The sequence below is a fragment of the Ornithobacterium rhinotracheale DSM 15997 genome, from assembly GCF_000265465.1.
GTDB classification, from domain to species: domain Bacteria; phylum Bacteroidota; class Bacteroidia; order Flavobacteriales; family Weeksellaceae; genus Ornithobacterium; species Ornithobacterium rhinotracheale.
In genome coordinates, this window is the sequence record NC_018016.1 from 2,123,638 (window position 1) to 2,144,778 (window position 21,141).

The 21,141-nt window shown below is 37.4% G+C and carries 21 protein-coding genes; 12 read left to right on the forward strand and 9 right to left on the reverse strand.

What is annotated here, in order from left to right; genetic code table 11:
* Nucleotides 1-15: 15 nt before the first annotated feature.
* The 3 genes from ORNRH_RS10025 to ORNRH_RS11715 form a co-directional block, all read right to left on the reverse strand.
* Nucleotides 16-1,110 carry an aldose epimerase family protein gene (locus ORNRH_RS10025; RefSeq protein ID WP_014791727.1) on the reverse strand — a complete coding sequence of 365 codons (1,095 nt, stop codon included), beginning with the start codon at nucleotides 1,108-1,110 and terminating at the stop codon, nucleotides 16-18.
* Nucleotides 1,111-1,350: 240 nt separating this feature from the next.
* Nucleotides 1,351-2,145, reverse strand: a complete 795-nt coding sequence (locus tag ORNRH_RS10030) for a thymidylate synthase (protein WP_014791728.1) — start codon at nucleotides 2,143-2,145, stop codon at nucleotides 1,351-1,353.
* Between the two features lie 99 nt (nucleotides 2,146-2,244).
* Nucleotides 2,245-2,658, reverse strand: a complete 414-nt coding sequence (locus tag ORNRH_RS11715) for a hypothetical protein (protein WP_014791729.1) — start codon at nucleotides 2,656-2,658, stop codon at nucleotides 2,245-2,247.
* 129 nt (nucleotides 2,659-2,787) lie between these two features.
* On the opposite strand from ORNRH_RS11715, the gene ORNRH_RS10040 reads away from it, so the two are divergent.
* The 5 genes from ORNRH_RS10040 (at nucleotide 2,788) to coaD (ending at nucleotide 7,252) form a co-directional block, all read left to right on the forward strand.
* Entirely contained in the window at nucleotides 2,788-3,975 is a 1,188-nt protein-coding gene (locus ORNRH_RS10040) for a sigma-54-dependent transcriptional regulator (protein WP_014791730.1), read from the forward strand.
* Between the two features lie 86 nt (nucleotides 3,976-4,061).
* On the forward strand, nucleotides 4,062-5,384 hold the full coding sequence (locus ORNRH_RS10045) for an MATE family efflux transporter (protein WP_243925533.1): 1,323 nt from the start codon (nucleotides 4,062-4,064) through the stop codon (nucleotides 5,382-5,384).
* A gap of 44 nt (nucleotides 5,385-5,428) precedes the next feature.
* On the forward strand, nucleotides 5,429-5,677 hold the full coding sequence (locus ORNRH_RS10050; RefSeq protein ID WP_014791732.1) for a hypothetical protein: 249 nt from the start codon (nucleotides 5,429-5,431) through the stop codon (nucleotides 5,675-5,677).
* A gap of 125 nt (nucleotides 5,678-5,802) precedes the next feature.
* Nucleotides 5,803-6,780 (forward strand): D-alanine--D-alanine ligase, encoded by a 978-nt coding sequence (locus tag ORNRH_RS10055; protein WP_014791733.1) that lies wholly within the window; start codon nucleotides 5,803-5,805, stop codon nucleotides 6,778-6,780.
* Between the two features lie 10 nt (nucleotides 6,781-6,790).
* Nucleotides 6,791-7,252 carry a pantetheine-phosphate adenylyltransferase gene (gene coaD / locus ORNRH_RS10060; RefSeq protein WP_014791734.1) on the forward strand — a complete coding sequence of 154 codons (462 nt, stop codon included), beginning with the start codon at nucleotides 6,791-6,793 and terminating at the stop codon, nucleotides 7,250-7,252.
* A gap of 18 nt (nucleotides 7,253-7,270) precedes the next feature.
* Here coaD and trmB read toward each other — a convergent pair whose 3' ends face one another.
* Nucleotides 7,271-7,945: a tRNA (guanosine(46)-N7)-methyltransferase TrmB gene (gene trmB / locus ORNRH_RS10065; RefSeq protein WP_014791735.1), complete on the reverse strand. Its 675-nt coding sequence runs from the start codon at nucleotides 7,943-7,945 to the stop codon at nucleotides 7,271-7,273.
* Nucleotides 7,946-8,036: 91 nt separating this feature from the next.
* On the opposite strand from trmB, the gene ORNRH_RS10070 reads away from it, so the two are divergent.
* Nucleotides 8,037-8,888: a mechanosensitive ion channel family protein gene (locus ORNRH_RS10070; protein WP_014791736.1), complete on the forward strand. Its 852-nt coding sequence runs from the start codon at nucleotides 8,037-8,039 to the stop codon at nucleotides 8,886-8,888.
* A gap of 82 nt (nucleotides 8,889-8,970) precedes the next feature.
* On the opposite strand, the gene pepE is transcribed toward ORNRH_RS10070, so the two are convergent.
* Entirely contained in the window at nucleotides 8,971-9,690 is a 720-nt protein-coding gene (pepE, locus tag ORNRH_RS10075; RefSeq protein WP_014791737.1) for a dipeptidase PepE, read from the reverse strand.
* A gap of 73 nt (nucleotides 9,691-9,763) precedes the next feature.
* Here pepE and pncB point away from each other — a divergent pair, with 73 nt between their 5' ends.
* The gene (gene pncB / locus ORNRH_RS10080; protein ID WP_014791738.1) at nucleotides 9,764-10,948 is read left to right on the forward strand and encodes a nicotinate phosphoribosyltransferase; all 1,185 of its coding nucleotides are present in this window, start codon (nucleotides 9,764-9,766) and stop codon (nucleotides 10,946-10,948) included.
* Nucleotides 10,949-11,035: 87 nt separating this feature from the next.
* Here the strand turns inward: pncB and ORNRH_RS10085 are convergent, their stop codons facing one another.
* Nucleotides 11,036-13,441: an alpha/beta hydrolase family protein gene (locus ORNRH_RS10085; RefSeq protein WP_014791739.1), complete on the reverse strand. Its 2,406-nt coding sequence runs from the start codon at nucleotides 13,439-13,441 to the stop codon at nucleotides 11,036-11,038.
* Between the two features lie 248 nt (nucleotides 13,442-13,689).
* On the opposite strand from ORNRH_RS10085, the gene ORNRH_RS10090 reads away from it, so the two are divergent.
* The 5 genes from ORNRH_RS10090 to ubiE are packed head-to-tail and all read left to right on the forward strand — an operon-like array spanning nucleotide 13,690 to nucleotide 18,511.
* A complete protein-coding gene (locus ORNRH_RS10090; protein WP_014791740.1) occupies nucleotides 13,690-14,925 on the forward strand; it encodes a DUF1015 domain-containing protein in 1,236 nt (411 codons plus the stop codon).
* A 4-nt stretch (nucleotides 14,926-14,929) separates the two neighbouring features.
* Entirely contained in the window at nucleotides 14,930-15,583 is a 654-nt protein-coding gene (locus tag ORNRH_RS10095) for a YggS family pyridoxal phosphate-dependent enzyme (protein ID WP_014791741.1), read from the forward strand.
* Nucleotides 15,584-15,637: 54 nt separating this feature from the next.
* On the forward strand, nucleotides 15,638-17,185 hold the full coding sequence (locus tag ORNRH_RS10100; protein ID WP_014791742.1) for an ABC transporter substrate-binding protein: 1,548 nt from the start codon (nucleotides 15,638-15,640) through the stop codon (nucleotides 17,183-17,185).
* A gap of 39 nt (nucleotides 17,186-17,224) precedes the next feature.
* The gene (locus ORNRH_RS10105; protein WP_014791743.1) at nucleotides 17,225-17,776 is read left to right on the forward strand and encodes a hypothetical protein; all 552 of its coding nucleotides are present in this window, start codon (nucleotides 17,225-17,227) and stop codon (nucleotides 17,774-17,776) included.
* A gap of 6 nt (nucleotides 17,777-17,782) precedes the next feature.
* Nucleotides 17,783-18,511, forward strand: a complete 729-nt coding sequence (gene ubiE, locus ORNRH_RS10110) for a bifunctional demethylmenaquinone methyltransferase/2-methoxy-6-polyprenyl-1,4-benzoquinol methylase UbiE (protein ID WP_014791744.1) — start codon at nucleotides 17,783-17,785, stop codon at nucleotides 18,509-18,511.
* 51 nt (nucleotides 18,512-18,562) lie between these two features.
* On the opposite strand, the gene ORNRH_RS10115 is transcribed toward ubiE, so the two are convergent.
* From ORNRH_RS10115 to sufB, 3 genes are all read right to left on the reverse strand, one after another.
* Nucleotides 18,563-18,952, reverse strand: a complete 390-nt coding sequence (locus tag ORNRH_RS10115; RefSeq protein WP_014791745.1) for a thioredoxin family protein — start codon at nucleotides 18,950-18,952, stop codon at nucleotides 18,563-18,565.
* A 3-nt stretch (nucleotides 18,953-18,955) separates the two neighbouring features.
* Nucleotides 18,956-19,558 carry an HAD family hydrolase gene (locus ORNRH_RS10120; protein ID WP_014791746.1) on the reverse strand — a complete coding sequence of 201 codons (603 nt, stop codon included), beginning with the start codon at nucleotides 19,556-19,558 and terminating at the stop codon, nucleotides 18,956-18,958.
* Between the two features lie 95 nt (nucleotides 19,559-19,653).
* Entirely contained in the window at nucleotides 19,654-21,105 is a 1,452-nt protein-coding gene (gene sufB, locus ORNRH_RS10125; RefSeq protein ID WP_014791747.1) for a Fe-S cluster assembly protein SufB, read from the reverse strand.
* Nucleotides 21,106-21,141: the final 36 nt, after the last annotated feature.

Genomic DNA, 21,141 nt, shown 5'->3' on the forward strand with positions numbered 1-21,141 from the left:
TGTTTTATGTTTTTATTAATTTTTTATTCCGAATTTAAAGACAGTAACTTGTTCATACTCATCTCCTGGAAGCAAAGTAGCTGATGGGAAATGAGAATTGTTTGGCGTATCTGGGAAAACCTGTGCTTCAAAACACAATCCGCTACGCTCTGGGAAAGTAGCACCATGAGCTCCTTCAAAGCCCCCTAGCCAATTTCCTGTGTAGAGCTGAACACCAGGCTCCGTAGTCAATACCTCTAGCGTTCTGCCCGATTTAGGATCTTCGCAAAGTGCGGCGAAAGTTAATTCACCCGCTTCCGCTTTGTTCAAAACATAGCAGTGGTCGTAGCCTTTCCCGATTTTTAATTGCTCAAAATCTGAGTTAATTCTTTCTCCCACGCTGTGAGGTTCGGTAAAATCCATTGGTGTGCCTTTTACTTTCAAAATCTCGCCCGTTGGGATAGAGTTTTCATCAATTGGCACAAAGAAATCCGCATTGATTTTCAAAACATGATCTTCAATACTAGGCGATGGATTCTGGATACCCGCCAAGTTAAAGAAAGCATGTTGTGTTAAGTTTACAGGCGTAGGCTTATCCGTTTCAGCGATGTATTCAATTACAAATTCGTTGTTATCAGTTAAGGAGTAAATCACTTCTACGCTTAATTCTCCAGGGAAACCTTCCTCGCCATCTTGAGAAATATAATTAAACTGAATCGTGCTCTCATCAAGTTGCTGAGCATCCCACACACGCGCATGGAAACCAGTTGGCCCACCATGTAGAGAGTTAGGTCCATTATTGATAGTTAGTTCAAAATCCTCTTCGTAAAGAGAAAACTTACCCTCTTTGATTCTATTGCCATATCGCCCAATAATAGTGCTTAAGAAAGGTTCTGGGCTGTTTACCACAGCATCGATGCTATCGTGTCCCAAAACCACATTGGCATAGTTTCCATCTTTGTCTGGAACCATGATAGAAAGGAGCGCACAGCCATAATTGGTCACGGCAACCTCCATTCCATTTTTATTTCTTAGGATAAATAAATCAGTTTCTTTGCCGTTGATTTCGGTCTGAAAATCAGAACGCTGCAAATTTGATTTATTTTCACTTGGGAAAAATTCGTTTTTCATCGTTATAAGTGTTAAAAAAATCTTATGCAAATAACGATTTATTTTTGAATTTTCAAAAAATAATTCAATGATTTTTGTGGTATTTTTAAGGGAAGTGTGCGAGCCTTAATATAAGTATATCTTTTTTGAAAAAGTAACTTGTTTTCATGATAAAATTCAGTTATTTATAAAAAATACCGAATTTTAGTATTTTGGGAAAAAATGAAAAATTGAAATTTAAGCTATTTTTTCAATGAAAATTTACACCGCCACTTCGCCTTTGATGTGTGGATGAGCCTTGTAATTTTTTAGGCTAAAGTCTTCATACTTAAATGAGAAAATATCTTTCACCTCAGGGTTGATTTCCATTTGTGGAAGCGGATACGGCTCGCGAGTGAGCTGCTTTTTCATTTGCTCAAAATGGTTGGAGTATATGTGCGCATCGCCCAAAGTGTGGACAAATTCGCCCGCTTCTAGTCCGCAAACTTGCGCCATCATTTTCAGTAAAAGTGCATACGAAGCAATATTGAATGGCACGCCTAAGAAAATATCGGCACTGCGCTGATACAATTGCAACGAAAGTTTGCCATTTGCCACATAAAACTGGAAAAGTGCGTGGCAAGGCATCAGAGCCATTTGGTCTAGTTCTCCCACATTCCAAGCCGAAACGATAATTCTTCTAGAATCTGGGTTGTTTTTAATCGTATCTACAGCCTCTTGAATCTGATCAATGGTCTTTTGATTAGGAGTAGTCCAGCTACGCCATTGCTTACCATACACAGGACCTAAATCTCCATTTTCATCTGCCCATTCGTTCCAGATTCTTACGCCGTGATCCGTTAAATATTTAATGTTGGTCTCGCCTTGCAAAAACCATAAAAGTTCGTAAATAATGGATTTTAGGTGTAATTTCTTGGTTGTGAGCAACGGAAAACCTTTAGATAAATCAAAACGCATTTGATGACCAAAAATACTTTTAGTTCCCGTTCCCGTGCGGTCTTCCTTAAAACTGCCGTTGTCTAAAACTTCTTTTACTAATTTTAGGTATTGTTGCATTTGGCAAATATATAAAAATGAATATTTCTTTACTGAATGGAAAGTATAAAAAAAGCGCTTTTCTTAAAAAAGCGCTTTAAATCTAAATGAAGTTCTTAATTATTTAGCAGCTTCTTCTGTAGCATTTTGAACAGCTTCAGCACCTTGAGCAGCAGCATCTTGAGCTCCTTCTACAGTAGCACCAGCAGCGTCTTGAGCAGCTTCAGAAACATTTTGAGCAGCATCTTTCACATCTTCTGCTACATTTTGTAAAGCTTCTTTAGCAGCGTTCAATTTAGCTTGAGCAGCAGAAACAGCAGCCTCGTCGTTAGCTTGTTTAGCAGCGTCTAATTCAGCTTGAGCAGCATCTAATTCAGCTTGAGCTTCGCTAACTGCTTGAGCAGTTTCTGGAGCTTCTTCTACAACTACTTCCTCAGTAGTTTCAGCAGGAGTAGTTTCTGGAGTTTGACTGTTTTTACATGAAACTGCAAATACTAATGTTGCAGCAGCTAATGATAATAATACCTTTTTCATTTTCTTTAGAATTTTAATTTTTCAGGGAACAAATGTAAAAAGGTTTTGTAATAAAACAAAAAATATTTTAAATTATTTTTCACGGATAAATGTATTTTTTTAACTTTGGAACTTACTTAAAAATATAAAATGGCTAAAATTCTTATTGTTGAGGACGAGCAAGCGATTCGCAATGTGCTGAAAAGTATTTTGGAAGACGAGGATTCTACTTTTAAAATAGAGGAAGCAGAAGATGGCGAACAAGCTATAGATAAAATCAAAAATACAGATTACGATCTTGTGATTTGTGATATCAAAATGCCTAAAAAAGATGGTGTTGAGGTGCTGGTAGAGGCATTAAACCTTAATCCAGATATTCCATTTTTGATGGTTTCTGGACATGGCGACATCGAAACAGCGGTAGATTGCATCAAAAAAGGTGCATACGATTACATTCCAAAGCCGCCAGATTTAAACAGATTGCTCAGTAGCGTGCGCAACGCGGTAGATAAGAAAAGTTTAATTCAACAAAATAAATCGTTAAAAGATGAAAATAAGGCACTTAAGCGGAAAGTGAGTGCTAAATATCAAATGATTGGCGAATCAAAGGCTTTAACTGAAATCAAAGAAATTATAGATAAAGTTGCGGCGACCGATGCGCGTGTTTTGATTGTGGGACCCAACGGAACGGGAAAAGAATTGGTTGCACACCAAATTCACGAAAAATCAGACCGAAACAAAATGCCTTTGGTAGAAGTGAACTGTGCTGCGATTCCTTCAGAATTGATTGAAAGTGAGCTTTTTGGTCATATGAAAGGTTCGTTTACGGGAGCTCACAAAGACAAAGCAGGAAAATTTGAACAAGCTAATAAAGGAACCCTTTTCCTAGACGAAATCGGGGATATGAGCCTTTCTGCGCAAGCTAAAGTGCTGCGCGCATTGCAAGAAAAGAAAATTACACGAGTAGGCGGAGATAAGGAAATTCCTGTGGATGTGCGTGTTTTGGCTGCGACTAATAAGGATTTGAAAAAAGAAATTGCAGAAGGAAATTTTAGAGAAGATTTATACCACCGTTTGGCAGTAATTTTGGTAAAAGTTCCTGCGCTAGATGATAGAAAAGAGGATATCCCAGCCTTGGTAAATCATTTCTCTGAAAGCATTTCTCAAGAGCATGGCAAAGCTACCAAAGAATTTAGCCCAGAAGCGATAAAAGAACTGCAATCTTATAGCTGGACGGGGAACATTCGTGAATTGCGAAATGTCGTGGAACGCCTTATTATATTAGGAGAAAATCCCGTGAGCAAAAAAGATGTTCAATCTTTTGTGCCTAAAAAATAAAGAGATTTTGGGCAAATAATGCTATTTTTGTGCCCATGGATTTTAAGGAGCATATCAAGAAAAATTTTCAAATTGCCTGGCCTGTGATGCTATCGCAAGCTGGGCAAATTGTTGTGAATGTAGCAGATAATGTGATGGTGGGCGGTCTCGGCGGTAGATTTGATTATGTAGAAAACATTCAATTGGGGACTACGGCATTGGCGGGCGTTGCTTTAGGAAATTCAGTTTTATTCATCATTATGAGCACGGCATTTGGCTTTTCGTTTGGGATGTCGCCCCTTGTGGCACAAACCGATGCTAAAAACAATATTCAACGAGGTGCCAAAGTGTTTTCGCACGGATTATTGCTGAACTTAATTATCACTGCTTTGTTGCTAATCGTATTATTTTCCATTGAGCCGTTGTTATTCAAAATGAAACAGCCCGTAGAAGTGGTACAGGCTGCAATTCCTTACATTAGAATTGCAGGAATTTCCATTATTCCGCTCATGATTTTTCAGTCGCTAAGGCAGTTGTCCGAGGGATTATCGCTCACGCTCAATGTGGCAATTGCAACCATTGTAGCAAATGTTTTAAATATATTTTTCAACTATTTATTCATTTATGGAAACTGGGGCATGCCGCGTTTAGAAATTGCGGGAGCAGCACTTGGAACATTGATTTCTCGTGTAATTATGATTTTTGTGCTTTTGTTTTTAATGCTAAAAAATCCAAAGACACAAATGTATCTAAAGGCAGTTTCGTTTAAAATATTTAATAAATTTATTTTTAGAAAATTAGCATTTCTAGGAACACCTACAGCCATGCAGATGTTTTTTGAGATGGGGACTTTCTCGGCAGCAGCATTTATTTGCGGAATGGCAGGAACCGATCAGCTTGCAGCACATCAAATCGCCCTAAATTTAGCATCAATCACCTTTATGCTCTGCATCGGAATCAGCACGGCGGCCACTGTGCGTGTGGGCAATCAATTTGGGCTAAAACATTTTCAAAATCTACGAAAAGCAGGTTTTTCTGCCATTGTGATGACGATGATTATCATGAGTATTTCAGGGATAAGTTTTATAATATTTAGACATGTCTTGCCTGAGTTTTATACCGAAAATCCAGCCGTCATCGGCATTGCCTCTCAATTATTAATCATAGCAGCACTCTTCCAATTGGCAGATGGCACGCAAGTTACCGCTCTAGGGAGTTTGCGAGGCATGCAAGATGTATTTGTGCCAGCAATGATCACACTTGTGGCGTATTTTGTGATTGCGTTGCCGCTGGGGTATTTTCTGACTATTCCTAAAGGAATGGGAGCATTGGGTATGTGGATAGGGCTAGGCTCAGGATTAATTTTTTCTGCGATTGCTTTAGTTTCAAGATTTTACTTGAAAACGAAACAATTACTTTTGCAAAATTGAAATCAAAATCATATATTTGAAGAAAATTAAAAAATACCTTAATTATGGAATTACCTAAATTTTTATTAGCAGACAATTCTAGTGTAGAGGACGCATTTGTTTTGCACACTGAGTACCCAAGATTTTTAATCAATGTTCATACCGATGAGGTAGAGTGGTTTGATGAAATCGACGAAGAGGAAGAGGAAATCCAAACTCAAGTAAACGATTTGATTCAAGAAGCTTTTGAATTCTTTGAAGATGAACTCGATGCTTATGAGGAATTGGATGAGGAAGAAGACGAAGAAGTTTAATTTTTTTTAGAATTTATAATTTCAATCCCGCAAATTACATTTTTGCGGGATTTTTTTGTTGATTGAAAACGAAATGCACCATATAATTCATAAGATTTTAATACTTTTGCCCTAAAATTTGAACTATGCAAAATGTTGCCATCGTGATGGGCGGGTACTCTGGCGAGTACGAAGTTTCGCTAAAAAGCGGACAAACGATTTTTGATCATATAGACACTTCTAAATATAAGCCAACCAAAGTTTTAATCGGTACAGATGGGTGGTTTGCACAAGTAGGGGATAAGAAATTCCTGATTGATAAAGCGGATTTTTCTTTTAAGAATGAAAAAGGAGAAAAAACAAGTTTCAATGTAGTATTTAACATCATTCACGGAACGCCAGGCGAAGATGGACAAATGCAAGCCTATTGGCAACTAATTAATTTGCCATATGTGGGCTGTGGGCATTATCTTTCGGCACTTACTTTTAGTAAAAAAGACTGCATCGCAGTACTGAGCAAATATGGTATTTCTTCGGCTAAATCGGTATATTTAGTGAAAGGAGATAAATATGATTTAGATGAGATTATTGAAAAAATCGGGTTGCCATGCTTTGTGAAACCCAACCAATCAGGTTCAAGTTTAGGCGTTTCTAAAGTGAAAACCAAAGAAGAATTTGAACCCGCTCTAGAAAAAGCATTTAAGGAAGATCATGATATTTTGATTGAATCTTTCCTCGACGGAACCGAGGTATCTGTGGGGGTGGTGCAATATAATGGAGAAACCATTGTGAGCGGAATAACAGAAATTGTATCAGAAAACGAATTTTTTGATTACAATGCTAAATATGAAGGCGCTTCGCAGGAAATTACACCAGCTAGATTGTCGCCAGAAATCACCCAAAAAGTAGAGCAAATTGCTAAAAAAGCCTATGAATCGTTGCGTATGAAGGGCATGTCTCGTAGCGAATACATTATCGTAAATGGAGAGCCTAATTTTATAGAAATGAACACTTTGCCAGGCTTTTCGCCAGCGAGTATTTTGCCACAACAATTGGCTTATTCCAAAATAGAAATCAAAGATTTTATCACAAGTGAAATCGAGAGCGCTCTGGCTCAAAAATAAAATTTATACAATGAAAAGAATTGCTGTTTTTCCTGGTTCGTTTGATCCCATTACGCTTGGGCATTGCGATATCATCAATCGTGCGTTGCCTTTGTTCGATAAAATTATCGTGGCGATTGGGCAAAATTCAGGGAAAAATTATATGTTTTCGCTCGAGAAGAGAAAACAATTTTTAGAAGAAACATTTAAGGACTATCCAAACATAGAAATCGATACCTACGAAGGACTCACCGTAGATTATTGTCTGCGAAAAAAGGCTAATTTTATTCTTCGTGGGCTCAGAAATCCTGCCGATTTTGAATTTGAGAAAGCCATTGCACACACCAATCGAGCTTTGACCAAACAACAATTGGAAACCGTGTTTTTGCTCACCTCTTCGGGTAAATCCTACATTAGCTCAAGCATTGTGCGAGATGTTATAAAAAATAATGGGAACTATAGTATCCTAGTTCCCAGTGCAGTAAAAGTGTAGCCCTAGAGGCTACATTTTTTATTTTAAGTTAAAACACATATAAGTGATTTTCTTGTTTTCTTTTCTGAATTTAGCTTCGTAAAAAGTCTGAATCCCTGTTACGTAATCTGGCAAATCTACCGTGTCCGGATGGTAGATATCGTGATTAGAAAGGCTCACCTTATAGCCCGATTGCTCAATCACTCCGTGCGTGTAGCCGTGCAGAAATTCGCTATCTGTCTTTAAATGAATTTTTCCGTTTGGCTTTAAAATCTTTTGGTATAAAGCTAAAAAGTTAGGATGTGTAAGGCGGTGCTTAGCTCGGCGGAACTTAATTTGCGGATCGGGGAAAGTAATCCAAATTTCATCGATTTCGTTTTCGCCAAAAGCATGAGCAATCAATTCGATTTGGGTGCGGAGATAGCCCACATTTTTAATTTGATTTTCCTGCACTTTTTTAGCCCCCTTCCACAAGCGAGCCCCTTTGATGTCTACTCCGATAAAGTTTTTGTCTGGAAACATGCTCGAAAGTCCGATGGTGTACTCACCACCGCCGCAACCTAGCTCGAGCACGATGGGATTTTCGTTTTTAAAGAAATCCTTGTTCCAATTATTTTTAAGTTTAAATCCGTTTAAAACTTCTTCTCTTGTAGGTTGCACCAAATGTGCAAAACTCTCGTTCTCCTTAAATCTTTTTAATTTATTTTTTGCCATACGGCTGCGAAGGTAGGTAAAATATCTCGTCCTAAAAAAGCGTTATAGTTTTTTTAGGACTGTATGTATTTTATTTGTTATCTTCGTGGCTATGGAAAAATTAAACTTAGATTTGACCAAGATAGATTTAGATTGGCTTATTTCGAATTCTATTTCTTGGGGCTTGAAATTATTCACCGCGATAATAATTCTTGTCATTGGTTTTTGGTTGACATCAAAGGCTTCTGTTTTAATTATCAAATTTTTATCAAAAAGTAGATTGTCGGTTTCTATAAGAAACTTTTTACAGTCATTGGTTTCGGTTTTATTAAAAGTGCTTACCATAATCATTGCGATGAATACGGTAGGGATTCAAACAACATCTTTGGCAGCATTATTAGGAGGTCTTGCAGTTGGGGTAGGGCTTGCGTTGCAGGGAAGTTTATCCAATTTAGCAGGAGGGTTATTGATTTTATTTTTTAAGCCATTTAAAGTCGGAGATTATATTGAAGCATTAGGGCAAAAAGGAACGGTGCAGGTGATTGATATTTTGCAAACAGTTCTTTTAGCACCAAATGGTCAAACCATTATTTTACCTAATGGAAATGTATTTAATAATCCGATTATTAATTTAACTCAAAGTGGTTACCGAAGGGTAGAAATAGGCATAGGAGTAAGTTACGATGCTGAATTTGACCATGTAAAGGAGGTACTGACCGAAGTGATAAAAAATGAACCGCTAGTGATAGAAGATAGAGGTTATGTTATTGAAATTAATGAATTTGGTGACAATAGCGTGAATTTAGCAATGTATTGTTATTGTAATTCAGCAGATTTCATGACAGTGAAATGGAATCTTAATAGAGCAACTAAAAAAGCTCTAGATGCGAATGGCATTGGTATCCCTTATCCGCAGAGAGATTTGCATTTAATTATGCCTGAAAATAATATACTACAGAAGTAGTGTAATTTTTGTGTAAAAGATTTTGATATTTTTTATAAAAATAAATCCTTTCTCAGACGCCTGAGAGAGGATTTATTTATTTTTAGAATAACTGCGGAAATAGTTCTTGAATATTGATTCCGCTTTCTACTTCATATGGTGCTTTGTTTTTTTCAAAAATCCTTGAAGTATGCGGACCTTCAATTGTCAGTTTATTGTTATAACAAAGGATGAAATTCCCTTCGCGTAATCCTACAACAGGCGTTTCGTTTTGAGTGAGAAATTCTAAAATTCGGGTTTCGCGCGTTTCTCCTTTGTGTTTGGAGTTTGGATCTGGGTCTAAATAATGAGGATTTAAGCAAAATGGAACAATTCCCATGGTATCAAAACTTGGCGGATACACAATAGGCATGTCATTGGTAGTCTTCATAGTTAGTCCTCCAATGTTGGAGCCAGCACTAGTCCCTAGATAGCGAGTTCCGTTTTCGATACTACGCTTTAAGGTCGGGAATAAATCAAACTCGTACATTTTTTTGACTAAAAGAAAAGTATTTCCCCCGCCTGTGAAGACTGCTTCGGCGTTTTCCAAACATTCTTTTTTATTTTCTACACTATGTAGTCCCGTAACATTTATATTTAATTCTTGAAAGAAATCTTGCGCTTTTTGAGTGTATTCTTCGTGTGTGATTCCGCTTGGTCTTGCAAATGGAATGAATATCAATTCTTTACAATCTTTGAATAATTCAGCGATTTCATTTTTTAAATAAGCTAAATATCCGCTACCATAAACAGTGGATGTGCTGGCTAAGATAAAATTCTTCATAATCATTAAAAAAATAGCGCAAATTGTGGAATATGTAAAATGCTTTTAATAAATTGCAAGAAAATAAAAAACAATGAACATTAATCCTACTGTTTTTAATTCAATACTAGACAATGATTTTTACAAATTTACCATGCAGTGCGCTGTGGTAAAACTTTTTCCAAATATACGAGCAAAATATAAATTTATCAACCGCGGAAAGCACGAATTCCCAGATGGGTTTAAAGATTTAATGCGTGCGGCGGTGGATAATATGGCACATTTAAAACTTACCAAAGATGAAAAAGCTTTTTTAATCAGAACTTGTCCGTACTTGAACCCTGCTTATATCGACTTCTTGGAAGGCTATCGTTATGACCCGTCTGAGGTGCATATTGAGCAAAATGGAGCTGATTTAGAAGTAAGTATAGAGGGCTTGTGGTATCGTACCATCTTATGGGAAGTTCCTCTGCTTTCGATGATTTCGGAGTTGTATTATAAAGCGACTAATCAAGAAAGCTGGAGCGATGAGAAAATCGTGAAAAATACGCTAGATAAAGTAAAATTATTTAATGAACTAGGCGTAAAGTTTGCGGAGTTTGGTACACGCCGCCGCCATAGCTATCATGTTCAGCGCAAGGTGGTTCATGCGCTCGAAACTTATAATGGGCATAGTTTCACAGGTTCGTCTAATGTGCATATGGCAATGCTTTATAACACTAAGCCAATCGGAACGCATGCACACGAGTGGTTTATGTTCCACGCAGCGGAATATGGCTTTAAAATGTCTAATGCCATGGCTTTAGAACATTGGGTAGATGTATTTAGAGGAGATTTGGGGGTGGCACTTTCGGATACTTATACCACAGATGTTTTCTTCAAGCAATTTGATACTAAATTTGCTAAGCTGTTTGATGGGGTGCGCCATGACAGTGGAGACCCGATTGAATTTGCCAATAAAACCATTGATCACTACAAAAGTCACGGAATCAATCCGCATTATAAATACATAATTTTCTCAGACGGATTAAATCCTGAAAAAGTGAAATCCATTACCGAGGCTACGAAAGGAAAAATCGGAATTTCGTTTGGAATTGGAACTAATTTAACCAATGATGTTGGGCTTGAGCCTATGAATATTGTGATTAAGCTCACAGATGTGCTCACCAGCGATAACGAATGGGTGCCTACCGTAAAACTTTCAGATGAGCCGTTTAAGCATACAGGAGACGAGAGAATGATTCATTTAGCTAAAGAATTATTGAGAATTAAAGATTAAGTAAAATAAAGGATTATAAAAAATCCGTTCCCACAGTGGGAACGGATTTTTTTATCAAAAAAAAAGACTGAAAAAATCGAATTTTAGTTATTTTTTTAAGCAATCATCTAAGAATTTTTCTTGTTCCCAAAGAACATGCATAATGCTCTTTTTAGCTCGGTATCCGTGAGATTCTTTAGGTAGTAGCACCAATCGAACGGGAGCCCCCAAGTTTTTAAGTGCTTGGAAATAGCGAATACTTTGAAATGTAAAAGTACCTGAATTGTTATCGGCATCGCCATGAATTAATAACAAAGGCTTTTTCATTTTATTAGCGTTCATAAATGGCGACATTGTGTTATACAGTTTTGGATTGTCCCAATAGTTTCTCTGTTCCGATTGGAATCCAAAAGGCGTGAGCGTTCGGTTGTAGGCACCACTTCGTGCCACACCACATTTAAAATCGTCGCTGTGTGTGAGTAGATTAGCCGTCATAAACGCCCCATAAGAGTGCCCGCCCACGGCAACGCGATTTCTATCGATGTAGCCCAGTTTGTCCACCGCATCTATCGCAGCTCTGCCATCGGCTACAAGTTGCTCAATAAATGTATCGTTTGGTTCAGTTGTGCCTTCGCCTATGATTGGGAACGAGGCGTCGTCAAGCACTGCATAACCTTTGTTCACCCAGTACACAAAAGATCCGTAGTAGGGATAAGTAAATTCATTTGGGTTCTTTTTGTTTTGTCCCGCGGTAGATTTTGATTTATATTCAGCAGGATATGCCCAAATGAGCAATGGTAATTTTTTACCGCTTTTTGGGTCGTAATTTTTGGGTAAATAGAGCGTTCCTGTTAAGTCTACGCCATCGTTTCGTTTGTAGTGGATCACTTCTTTGTGCACGCCTTTTAAGGCTTCGAACGGATTTTTAAATTCAGTGAGTGCTCTTGATTTTTTAGATTTTAAACTTTTTACATAATAGTTTGGATAATCTTCTGGCGATTCGATTTGCGTTAAAATATCTTTGTTTTTAAAATTACTAAAAGTCAATAAACTTTCTTTTTTTCCTTTTAGATTCGAAGTGTAAAGTCTTTTAGTTTTAAAATTTTTCAAATCGATTTCGTCCACAAACGGGAATTGCCCTTTTGGGGTGTAACCATCGCCAAAGAGGTATGCCTTGCCTTTGTCGGTAGCCACTATATATTCGCCCCATTGATTTTTTTGCTTGTACAAACTTCCGGGGTCGTTGTAGACATCTTGGTAGTTTCTGTCTTGAATCACTTTAATTAAATTCCCATTGCTCGGGTCGATGGCATATTGTTTCACATTTCGAGTGTCGTACCAGCTATCTGAAACCAAAGCTAAACGATCATTCACCCAATCGATGCCATTAAATCTCTGTTTAGTTTTAAAAATAGGCGTAGGATTTTCGTTAAAAGGAGCTTTCCAGAAATAAATTTCATCGCGATAATCCGCAGGTTTATTCGCATCGCCACCATCTAAGGCTTCCACAAAATAAAGCGTTGCAGGTGCATCATTTCTCCAGTTGATGTTTCTTTTGCCCACGCGTGTAGAGGAGAATCCTTTAGGTCTAATTTCATCAAGAGGCTTGTCATATACTACTTTTACAAGATTTCCCTGTTTGTCATAAACACGCTCTTCAATCGGGAATCTACCAATCGGAACGATGTAAGAAAATGGCTTTTTCAAAACGCTGATGAGCCAATAATTGCCATCTGGCGATTGCTGATCGCTTAGGTATAAATCATCTTTTAAGAAAGGTGTTTTTTTGCCATTTAAATCAATATAGCTTAAAGATGAAAGCATGGCATTTTCAAAATTAGCTTCGTCTTGCGGATCCTTTAATAAATCTTGGTAAGTTCGGTTCTGCGAAACTTTTCCTGAGCTGGTAGAAACGATAGGGCCGCTCGGCAATTGTCCTGTTTTGTCGATATATGGCTTGCGTTGTGTAGAAACTTCTTTAATCAAAAAGCCTTGGCTATTCTTTAACCAAGAGTAAGGCGTTCCCACAATGGCATTGAGCGGAAGCGTTTCCAAACGATGTGCCGTTGCTGTTTTTAAGTCCACATACCACAGCTCCACTGATTTGGGTTTAATATTTAAAAAAGCTAATTTCTCATTATCTGGCGAAAAGCTCATCGACGAGATTTTAGCATTTTCGGGTAAATTTTTCACTGCCGAAACCTTATTGGTTTTCATGTCTTTTACCTGAAGATTGGTGTAGTAGGTAATCTCGTTGCTAATGTTGTTATTAGGATTAAAACGCACCCCCGCCAAGCGCATTTCGTCTTGGTTCAGTTCCTCAAGCGTTTTGTAGGTATTGCGATTGGCAAGCACCATGAAACTTCTATTGTCGTTGAGCAATACACTCGGAACTCGCTCATAGTCTGCAAGTTCTAAAATAGCTTGCGAAGGCACTTGGTAGCTTATGTTTTCTTGTGCAAAACCTTGCGACACAAGTCCTAGCAAGCAAAGGCTTAAAAATGTTCTCTTCATATAATTTAAATTAGGATAATCAATTGAGCTTTCTAAGATAATGATTTTTACTTAAATCAAAAATTTATTAATAATTGAAAATCATATGAAAAATAATATTTAGATACTTTTTTTGTTTTTTATGGAATAAAAAAAGCTATTCTTTAATATTTTAAGTGAAAGAATTGAGAGATTTTTACGATTAATTTTTTATATCTAAGTTTTAGGAATTTGATAGGCGATAAATAAATTATTCTTAATTTTGCAGCATGATACAATTTAGGCCTTTTAAGGGGATCCGTCCAGCCAAAACAAAAGCCGCAAGTGTGGCTACCAAAAACATAGACTATTATGATTCGGCTGAAATTGATTATGAGTTAAAAAATAATCCAGATTCTTTCTTTAAAGTAATTGAACCAGCTTTGTTAGGAGATGACGAAGCGAGTTTGGTAAAAGTAAGAGAAAATCTAGAAACATTTATCAAAGAAAAAATTTTATTAAAAGACCCTAGTTCTTACTACATTTATGAGCAAGAGGACGCCAAACATGGGAAAACACTTGGAATCATAGGAGTAGTAAGTTTAGATGATTATAAAAATGGTCTGATTAAAAGACACGAAAATACGCTCAAAGAACGACAAGAAAAGTTTACGAGATATTTGAAGACCATCAACCTGCAGCCAGATCCTGTGTTGCTCACTTTTCCAGAAAATAGCAATATAGAAATGATTATTTCTATGATTACGGTAAAAACTCCGTGTTTAGAATTTTCAGGTTCAGATCAGCGCACACATCGTTTGTGGCAGGTGAAGGATCGTTTGCTCATGCAGCAATTAAAGTTTGCGATAGAGAAATTACCAGCACTCTACATTGCAGATGGGCACCATCGCATGGAAAGCTCTGTACAATATACCGAGCACCGCAGAGCCGAGGAGCCAGATTTCTTCGGAGGGGAAATGTTTAATTACACACTTGCTGTCATTATTCCGGGGAATTTCTTGAAAATCTATGATTACAACCGTTTGGTCAAAGATTTAAATGGAATGACAGAGGAAGAGTTTTTAGAAAAATTAAAAACCGTATTTAGTGTAATCGAGAAGAAATCTCCTTATTACCCATCAAGCAAGCACCATTTATCCATGTACCTGAATGGAAAATTCTATGCACTTTATGTAAACCACAGCTACCGTGGTGTGCCAAAAGCGTTGGGAGAATTAGATACTTACTTGTGGGAAGAGCATATCATGAAACCTATTTTAGGGATTGAGGATTCTCGCGAGAGCGACAAAGTAGAATTTGTAAAAGGAACAGGCGATATTAACGGAATTATGAAAATGAAGGAATTGGTGGACAAAGGTGAGTACAAAGTAGCCTTTGGTTTCTATCCAATTGCGCTCAAAGATTTAAAATTAGTGGCAGATGAAGACAAAACCATGCCACCTAAGAGCACCTACATTTATCCCAAATTTTTATCGGCACTCACCATGTTAGATTTAAATGATTAATCCCATGAGCCTTGTAGAAAATTACCAAAAAATCAAAAAATCATTGCCTGCAGAAGTTGTGCTGGTTGCGGTATCTAAAACCAAGCCTGTGGAGGATATCCAAGCCTTGTACGATGCAGGCGTGAGAGATTTTGGTGAAAACAAAATCCAAGAAATGTGCGAAAAATACGAATCTTTGCCAAAAGACATTCGTTGGCACATGATTGGAGCATTGCAGTCTAATAAGGTAAAACACATGGCAGAATTTGTACACTTGATTCACGGAGTGCACAAAAAATCATTATTAAAAGAAATCGATAAGCGTGCAGCACAGGCAGGTCGTGTGCAAGAAGTTTTGCTTGAAGTAAAAATTGCCGAGGAAGATTCCAAACACGGAATGACACGCCAATCGGCACGCGAAATTCTAGAAACACAAGCCGACTTCCCAAATGTAAAAATTGCGGGCTTAATGGGTATGGCAACTTTTACCGATGATGAATCTCAAGTGACAGAGGAGTTTAAAGAATTGCACCAGATTTTTGTAGACTTGCAAAAAGATTTTCCGCAATTGCAAATCCTTTCTATGGGCATGAGCGGCGATTATCTCATCGCGGTGGAGCAGGGAAGTACCATGGTGCGTGTGGGGAGTAAAATCTTTGGCGAAAGAAATTACCATTAGTGCATGGTTTCAAAAATCAATTTTTATATATTTTTTATAAATGCCATATTTTTGATGGCATTTTTTTCGTGTAATCAAGCACCAAAAATCGATGATTCTAAGGTTTTTAGGCTTAATCGTTACGAAAATGTTTCTTCGCTCGATCCTGCTTTTGCGCGTAGCAAATCTAATAATTGGATGTGTAATTTAATTTACACAGGCTTAGTCAATTTTGACGATAGTTTGCACATCGTTCCCGAAATTGCCAAAAAATGGAATATTTCGCCCGATGGCAAAAAATATACTTTTACATTACGAAACGATGTTTATTTTCAGCCCAATCAAGTTTTTGGTAAAGATTCAACACGCTTGGTAGTGGCAGAAGATTTTGTGTATAGTTTCGATCGATTAAAAGACCCAAAAATCGGTTCGTCGGGAGGTTTTGTTTTAAACAATGTGGAAAGTTATAAGGCATTAAACGATAGTGTTTTAGAAATAGATTTAAAACAGGCGTTTCCTCCGTTTTTAGAGCTTTTGTGCATGAAATATTGTTCGGTGGTGCCACACGAAATTTTTGATGCAGGATTGGATTTTAATAAAAATCCAGTCGGCACGGGACCATTTCAATTCCAGTTGTGGGAAGACAATGTGAAATTAGTTTTAAAGAAAAATCCATTGTTTTATTTAAAAGACGAAACGGGAAAAAAATTGCCATATTTGGATTTTGTGTCGGTGAAATTTCTGCCCGAAAAGCACAGCGAATTTTTACAATTAGTGCAAGGCAAAGTGGACATGCTTGCGAGTTTAGACCCGTCGTACAAAGATGAATTGCTTACGCCCAAAGGCGAATTGCAAGAAAAGTATAAATCATCGCTCGAGATGATAAAAGCTCCTTATTTAAATACCGAATATTTATGTTTTTATCTCGATGGAAATGAATCCTTAGCACCTGAATTAAGAAAAGCCATAAACTCCGCCATCGACAAGGATAAAATGATTATGTACTTGCGCAACAACATCGGATTTCCTGCAAATGGCGGTTTTATTCCGCAGGGGTTGCCTGGGCATTCGGCTAAAATAGGAGAGGGCTATAATACGCAAAAATCCCGTGCATTGATTGCTGATTATAAGGCTAAAAATAAATCTTTGCCATCGCTTAAATTGGTAACGACACAAGAGTATGCCGATGTGTGCGAATTTGTTCAGTCTGAGTTAAATAAAGTAGGTTTCCCTATCCAAGTAAATGTGGTGGATCCCGCAACATTGCGCGACGGAAAAGCCAATGGGAAGTTTCCATTTTTTAGAGCCAATTGGGGCGCAGATTATCCTGATGCCGAAAACTTTTTAGCTCTGTTTTATAGTAAAAACTTAGCGCCTTCAGGACCCAATTATTCACATTTTAAAAATCAAAAATTTGATGCGTTTTATGAGCAAGCGATAAACACAAACGACGAAAACGAGCGTGCTAAGCTGTACCAAAAAATGGACGAAATCTTGATGCAGGAAATGCCTGTGATTCCTACTTTTTACGACCAGAGCACCACTTTTTTACGAAAAAATGTCCACGGATTTACGACAAGTCCTATCAACATGCTTGATTTAACCCGTGTATGGAAAGATTAAAAAAATATCATACATTTGCGTAAAAGCTATCATTCATCTATGAAAAAGAAAATCAGCCCAAATCTTATTGGCTTTATCGTTGCCATTGTGGCAACCGTGGGGAGCTTGTGGTTTTATTTTAGTTTTCTTCAAAAGAAAAACTACTATATTTTGGATAATCCCACGACTGAAACCATTCAAGTTTCGATAGATGATAAGCCGTATATTGTGGCACCAGAACAGCAAGTTTTAATCAATCTTAAAAAAGGAGCTCACCGAATGATTACACATAATAATCAAGAGATAAACTTTTCGGTGAAAACACCAAGAGGTGTGTTAAATCCCACGAAATCAGCATATTTTATTTTCGGTTTGCCATACGGAGTTGGGGTGAATGTAGATTCCGTTTTTGAGCAAAATGTACATAAATACCAAAATAAAGTTTATCACGGAGACATCCGAATCGATAGTGCCGCCTATATCGATGATTTTTACTATAACTTAAACGAGAAGTTTCCGAAAGTAACTAAAAAATCTGAAAATCATAAACTTAGAAGAAAGATATTTAGAAAAGACGATTTTAAACAATACTATTTCCAAAATTTTGAATAAACAACTATGTCCAAAGAAATAAAACCCTATAATACCCAAAAGAGTAAGAAAACAGAGGTTCAAGAAATGTTTGACAATGTTTCGCCGAAATATGATTTTCTGAACCGATTGCTTTCTGCTAGAATTGATGTTTTATGGCGTAATAAAGTCGTGAAAATCATTCAAAAAACAGAGCCCAGCAAAATTCTAGATGTGGCAACGGGTACGGGAGATTTAGCAATTACTTTAGCTAAAAAGAGTAAAGATGTCAAAATCACAGGTTATGACTTGTCTGAAGGTATGCTCTCTTATGGTAGAAAAAAAGTGAAAGCAGAAGGTCTTGAAAAACAGATAAAAATGATTCAAGGTGATGCCGAAAATATGCCGTTTGAGGAAGCGAGTTTTGATGTGGTAACAGCGTCGTTTGGTGTGCGAAATTTTGAGAATTTAGAAAAAGGCTTATTAGAGTTTTTACGCGTTTTGCGCCCAGGTGGGAAAATTGTAATCCTTGAATTTTCTCAGCCACAGAAGTTTCCGATGAAGCAATTGTATCATTTTTATTCATTCAGAATTTTGCCACTTGTGGGAAGAATTTTCTCCAAGGATCCAAGGGCATATACTTATTTGCCCGAGTCGGTAATGGCGTTCCCGTATGGCGAAGAAATGTGCAAAATCATGGAAGGCATTGGCTGCAAAAATGTGAAAGCTACGCAACTCACAGCGGGTATTGCCACTATTTATGAGTGTGAGAAATAGGATTATTAAAAAAGCGCGAGATACAAAGTATCTCGCGCTTTTTTAAATTTTTTAATCTTCGGTTTCAAAATCTTCGGCAAAATCTTGTATTTTTTGAAGCAATTCGTTGTAGGGTAGAAGTCCCGATGATCGTTCTAAAACGCTTTGTTCATGAATGAATAAAAGACTTGGCGTGCTACGAATTTTAAACATTTCTGCCAAGCGTGGATTGGCTTCGATGTCTACTTTTCCTATTTTTACTTTTTGTGCTAAATCTTGATTTTCTTTCACCAAACGAGTAATCAGTGAGCTCATCACTTGGCATGGCTGGCACCAGCTGGCGTAAAAATCAAGTACAACGGGCAAATTGCTTTCGGCAATTTCGTGGTTAAAGTTGGCTTCGTTAATTTCGAGGGCTTTGATGCTTTTATTCTTTGAACTAAAAATATTAAATAATCCCATTTTTTATAATAAGTTTAAATCTTCTAAATCTTTTCTCAGTTTTTCTGGTGTTGTAAATTGAATGGCGTTTATGCCTTGAGCTTGTGCGGCTTTTACATTGTCCAAATTATCGTCGATAAACAAACATTTTTCGGGTATTAAGTCATAACGATTAAGCAAAACTTGATAAATTTCAGGTTCAGGTTTAATGAGTTTTTCTTCGCCCGAAACCACAATTCCTTTAAAAAGTGAAAAGAAATCATATCGGTTGTAGGCAATGTCAATAGATTCGGCAGACCAGTTGGTGAGTCCGTATAAAGGATATTTCTGGTGTAATTCTTTCAGAATTTCTACGGTTCCAGGAATGTCAGATTTCAACATATCTTCCCATTCTCCATAGAATTTAGCGATCATTTCGCTATGTTCAGGAAATTGATTTTGAAGGATTTTTGTGGCTTCGGCAAAACTTCTTCCGCGATCTTGTTCCATGTTCCACTCATTGGTACAAACATTGGCAAGAAACCACTCCATTTTTTCTTCGTTATCAAAGTATTTTTTGAAAACATAACGCGGGTTCCAGTCTACTAAGACGCCACCGAAATCAAATATAATTGTATCGATATTCATGATTTTTAATTTTGGTAAAGATAAAAAATAAAGCCGCTTTTGAAATGAAAAAACGACTTTATAAAATGTATAATTTAATGCTTTATTCCGGAGTATTATCCAACACTTCCTTCCAAACTGATTTCAAGCAGTTTTTGGGCTTCTACGGCAAATTCCATAGGAAGTTTATTTAATACTTCTTTGCTAAATCCATTCACGATCAATGCAATTGCTTTTTCTTCATCGATTCCACGCTGGTTGCAGTAGAAAATTTGGTCTTCACCAATTTTTGAAGTAGTCGCTTCGTGCTCAAGTTTAGCCGTGCTGTTTTTAATATCGATGTAAGGGAAAGTATGTGCACCACATTTATTACCCATTAATAGTGAATCACACTGAGAGAAATTTCTCGCATTGCTCGCATTTTTAGCCACTTTCACAAGACCACGGTAGCTGTTTTGAGATCTACCCGCAGAAATACCTTTAGAAATAATCGTTGATTTGGTATTTTTTCCAAGGTGAATCATCTTAGTTCCCGTATCGGCTTGCTGGTAATTGTTGGTAACCGCAATTGAGTAGAATTCCCCAATTGAGTTGTCGCCTTTTAAAATACAACTTGGATATTTCCAAGTAACAGCCGAACCTGTCTCTACCTGAGTCCAAGAAACTTTTGCATTTTTCTCTGCCAAAGCTCTCTTAGTTACAAAGTTATAAACTCCACCTTTTCCGTTTTCGTTCCCAGGGAACCAGTTTTGAACGGTAGAATATTTAATCTCGGCATCGTCCATAGCAATAAGCTCTACAACGGCTGCGTGCAATTGGTTTTCGTCGCGCTGTGGTGCTGTACAGCCCTCTAGATAAGAAACATAAGAGCCCTCATCTGCCACTACAAGCGTACGCTCAAACTGCCCAGTTCCTGCTTGGTTGATACGGAAATAGGTTGAAAGTTCCATTGGGCATCTCACACCTTTTGGAATATAACAGAACGATCCGTCTGAGAAAACAGCAGAGTTTAAAGCGGCATAGAAATTATCGCCACGCGGAACGACTTTACCCAAATATTTCTTTACTAAATCTGGGTGTTCCTTGATTGCTTCGCTGATAGACATAAAGATAATGCCTTTTTCTGCCAAAGTTTCTCTAAAAGTAGTTTTCACCGAAACAGAATCAATTACGGCATCTACAGCCACGCCACTCAATCTTTTTTGCTCCTCAAGCGAAATTCCTAATTTTTCAAAGGTTTTTAAAAGCTCAGGATCTACCTCGTCTAGCGAGTTGAGTTGTTTTTGCTTTTTGGGTGCAGCATAATATTGAATTGCTTGGAAATCTGGTTTTTCATAATTTACATTAGCCCATTCAGGCTCTTCCATAGTAAGCCAAATTCTATAAGCTTCAAGACGCCATTCAGTCATCCATTCAGGTTCGTTTTTTCTCTTAGAAATTTCACGAATGATGTCTTCGTTTAGCCCTTTGGGAAACTCTTCGTACTCCACATCGGTTGTCCAGCCGAATTCGTATTCTTTACCAGATTCTAGTTCTACTCTTAAATCGTCTTCTGTATATTTTGACATAGTTTTTCTTTGTGTTAAATGATTGAAAGTGTGGTT

Bases quoted from the DNA above. Each gene is read 5' to 3' on its own strand.
- ORNRH_RS10025 (WP_014791727.1), bottom strand. From the start codon at position 1,110: ATGAAAAACGAATTTTTCCCAAGTGAAAATAAATCAAATTTGCAGCGT.
- ORNRH_RS10030 (WP_014791728.1), bottom strand. From the start codon at position 2,145: ATGCAACAATACCTAAAATTAGTAAAAGAAGTTTTAGACAACGGCAGT.
- ORNRH_RS11715 (WP_014791729.1), bottom strand. From the start codon at position 2,658: ATGAAAAAGGTATTATTATCATTAGCTGCTGCAACATTAGTATTTGCA.
- ORNRH_RS10040 (WP_014791730.1), top strand. From the start codon at position 2,788: ATGGCTAAAATTCTTATTGTTGAGGACGAGCAAGCGATTCGCAATGTG.
- ORNRH_RS10045 (WP_243925533.1), top strand. From the start codon at position 4,062: ATGCTATCGCAAGCTGGGCAAATTGTTGTGAATGTAGCAGATAATGTG.
- ORNRH_RS10050 (WP_014791732.1), top strand. From the start codon at position 5,429: ATGGAATTACCTAAATTTTTATTAGCAGACAATTCTAGTGTAGAGGAC.
- ORNRH_RS10055 (WP_014791733.1), top strand. From the start codon at position 5,803: ATGCAAAATGTTGCCATCGTGATGGGCGGGTACTCTGGCGAGTACGAA.
- coaD (WP_014791734.1), top strand. From the start codon at position 6,791: ATGAAAAGAATTGCTGTTTTTCCTGGTTCGTTTGATCCCATTACGCTT.
- trmB (WP_014791735.1), bottom strand. From the start codon at position 7,945: ATGGCAAAAAATAAATTAAAAAGATTTAAGGAGAACGAGAGTTTTGCA.
- ORNRH_RS10070 (WP_014791736.1), top strand. From the start codon at position 8,037: ATGGAAAAATTAAACTTAGATTTGACCAAGATAGATTTAGATTGGCTT.
- pepE (WP_014791737.1), bottom strand. From the start codon at position 9,690: ATGAAGAATTTTATCTTAGCCAGCACATCCACTGTTTATGGTAGCGGA.
- pncB (WP_014791738.1), top strand. From the start codon at position 9,764: ATGAACATTAATCCTACTGTTTTTAATTCAATACTAGACAATGATTTT.
- ORNRH_RS10085 (WP_014791739.1), bottom strand. From the start codon at position 13,441: ATGAAGAGAACATTTTTAAGCCTTTGCTTGCTAGGACTTGTGTCGCAA.
- ORNRH_RS10090 (WP_014791740.1), top strand. From the start codon at position 13,690: ATGATACAATTTAGGCCTTTTAAGGGGATCCGTCCAGCCAAAACAAAA.
- ORNRH_RS10095 (WP_014791741.1), top strand. From the start codon at position 14,930: ATGAGCCTTGTAGAAAATTACCAAAAAATCAAAAAATCATTGCCTGCA.
- ORNRH_RS10100 (WP_014791742.1), top strand. From the start codon at position 15,638: ATGGCATTTTTTTCGTGTAATCAAGCACCAAAAATCGATGATTCTAAG.
- ORNRH_RS10105 (WP_014791743.1), top strand. From the start codon at position 17,225: ATGAAAAAGAAAATCAGCCCAAATCTTATTGGCTTTATCGTTGCCATT.
- ubiE (WP_014791744.1), top strand. From the start codon at position 17,783: ATGTCCAAAGAAATAAAACCCTATAATACCCAAAAGAGTAAGAAAACA.
- ORNRH_RS10115 (WP_014791745.1), bottom strand. From the start codon at position 18,952: ATGGGATTATTTAATATTTTTAGTTCAAAGAATAAAAGCATCAAAGCC.
- ORNRH_RS10120 (WP_014791746.1), bottom strand. From the start codon at position 19,558: ATGAATATCGATACAATTATATTTGATTTCGGTGGCGTCTTAGTAGAC.
- sufB (WP_014791747.1), bottom strand. From the start codon at position 21,105: ATGTCAAAATATACAGAAGACGATTTAAGAGTAGAACTAGAATCTGGT.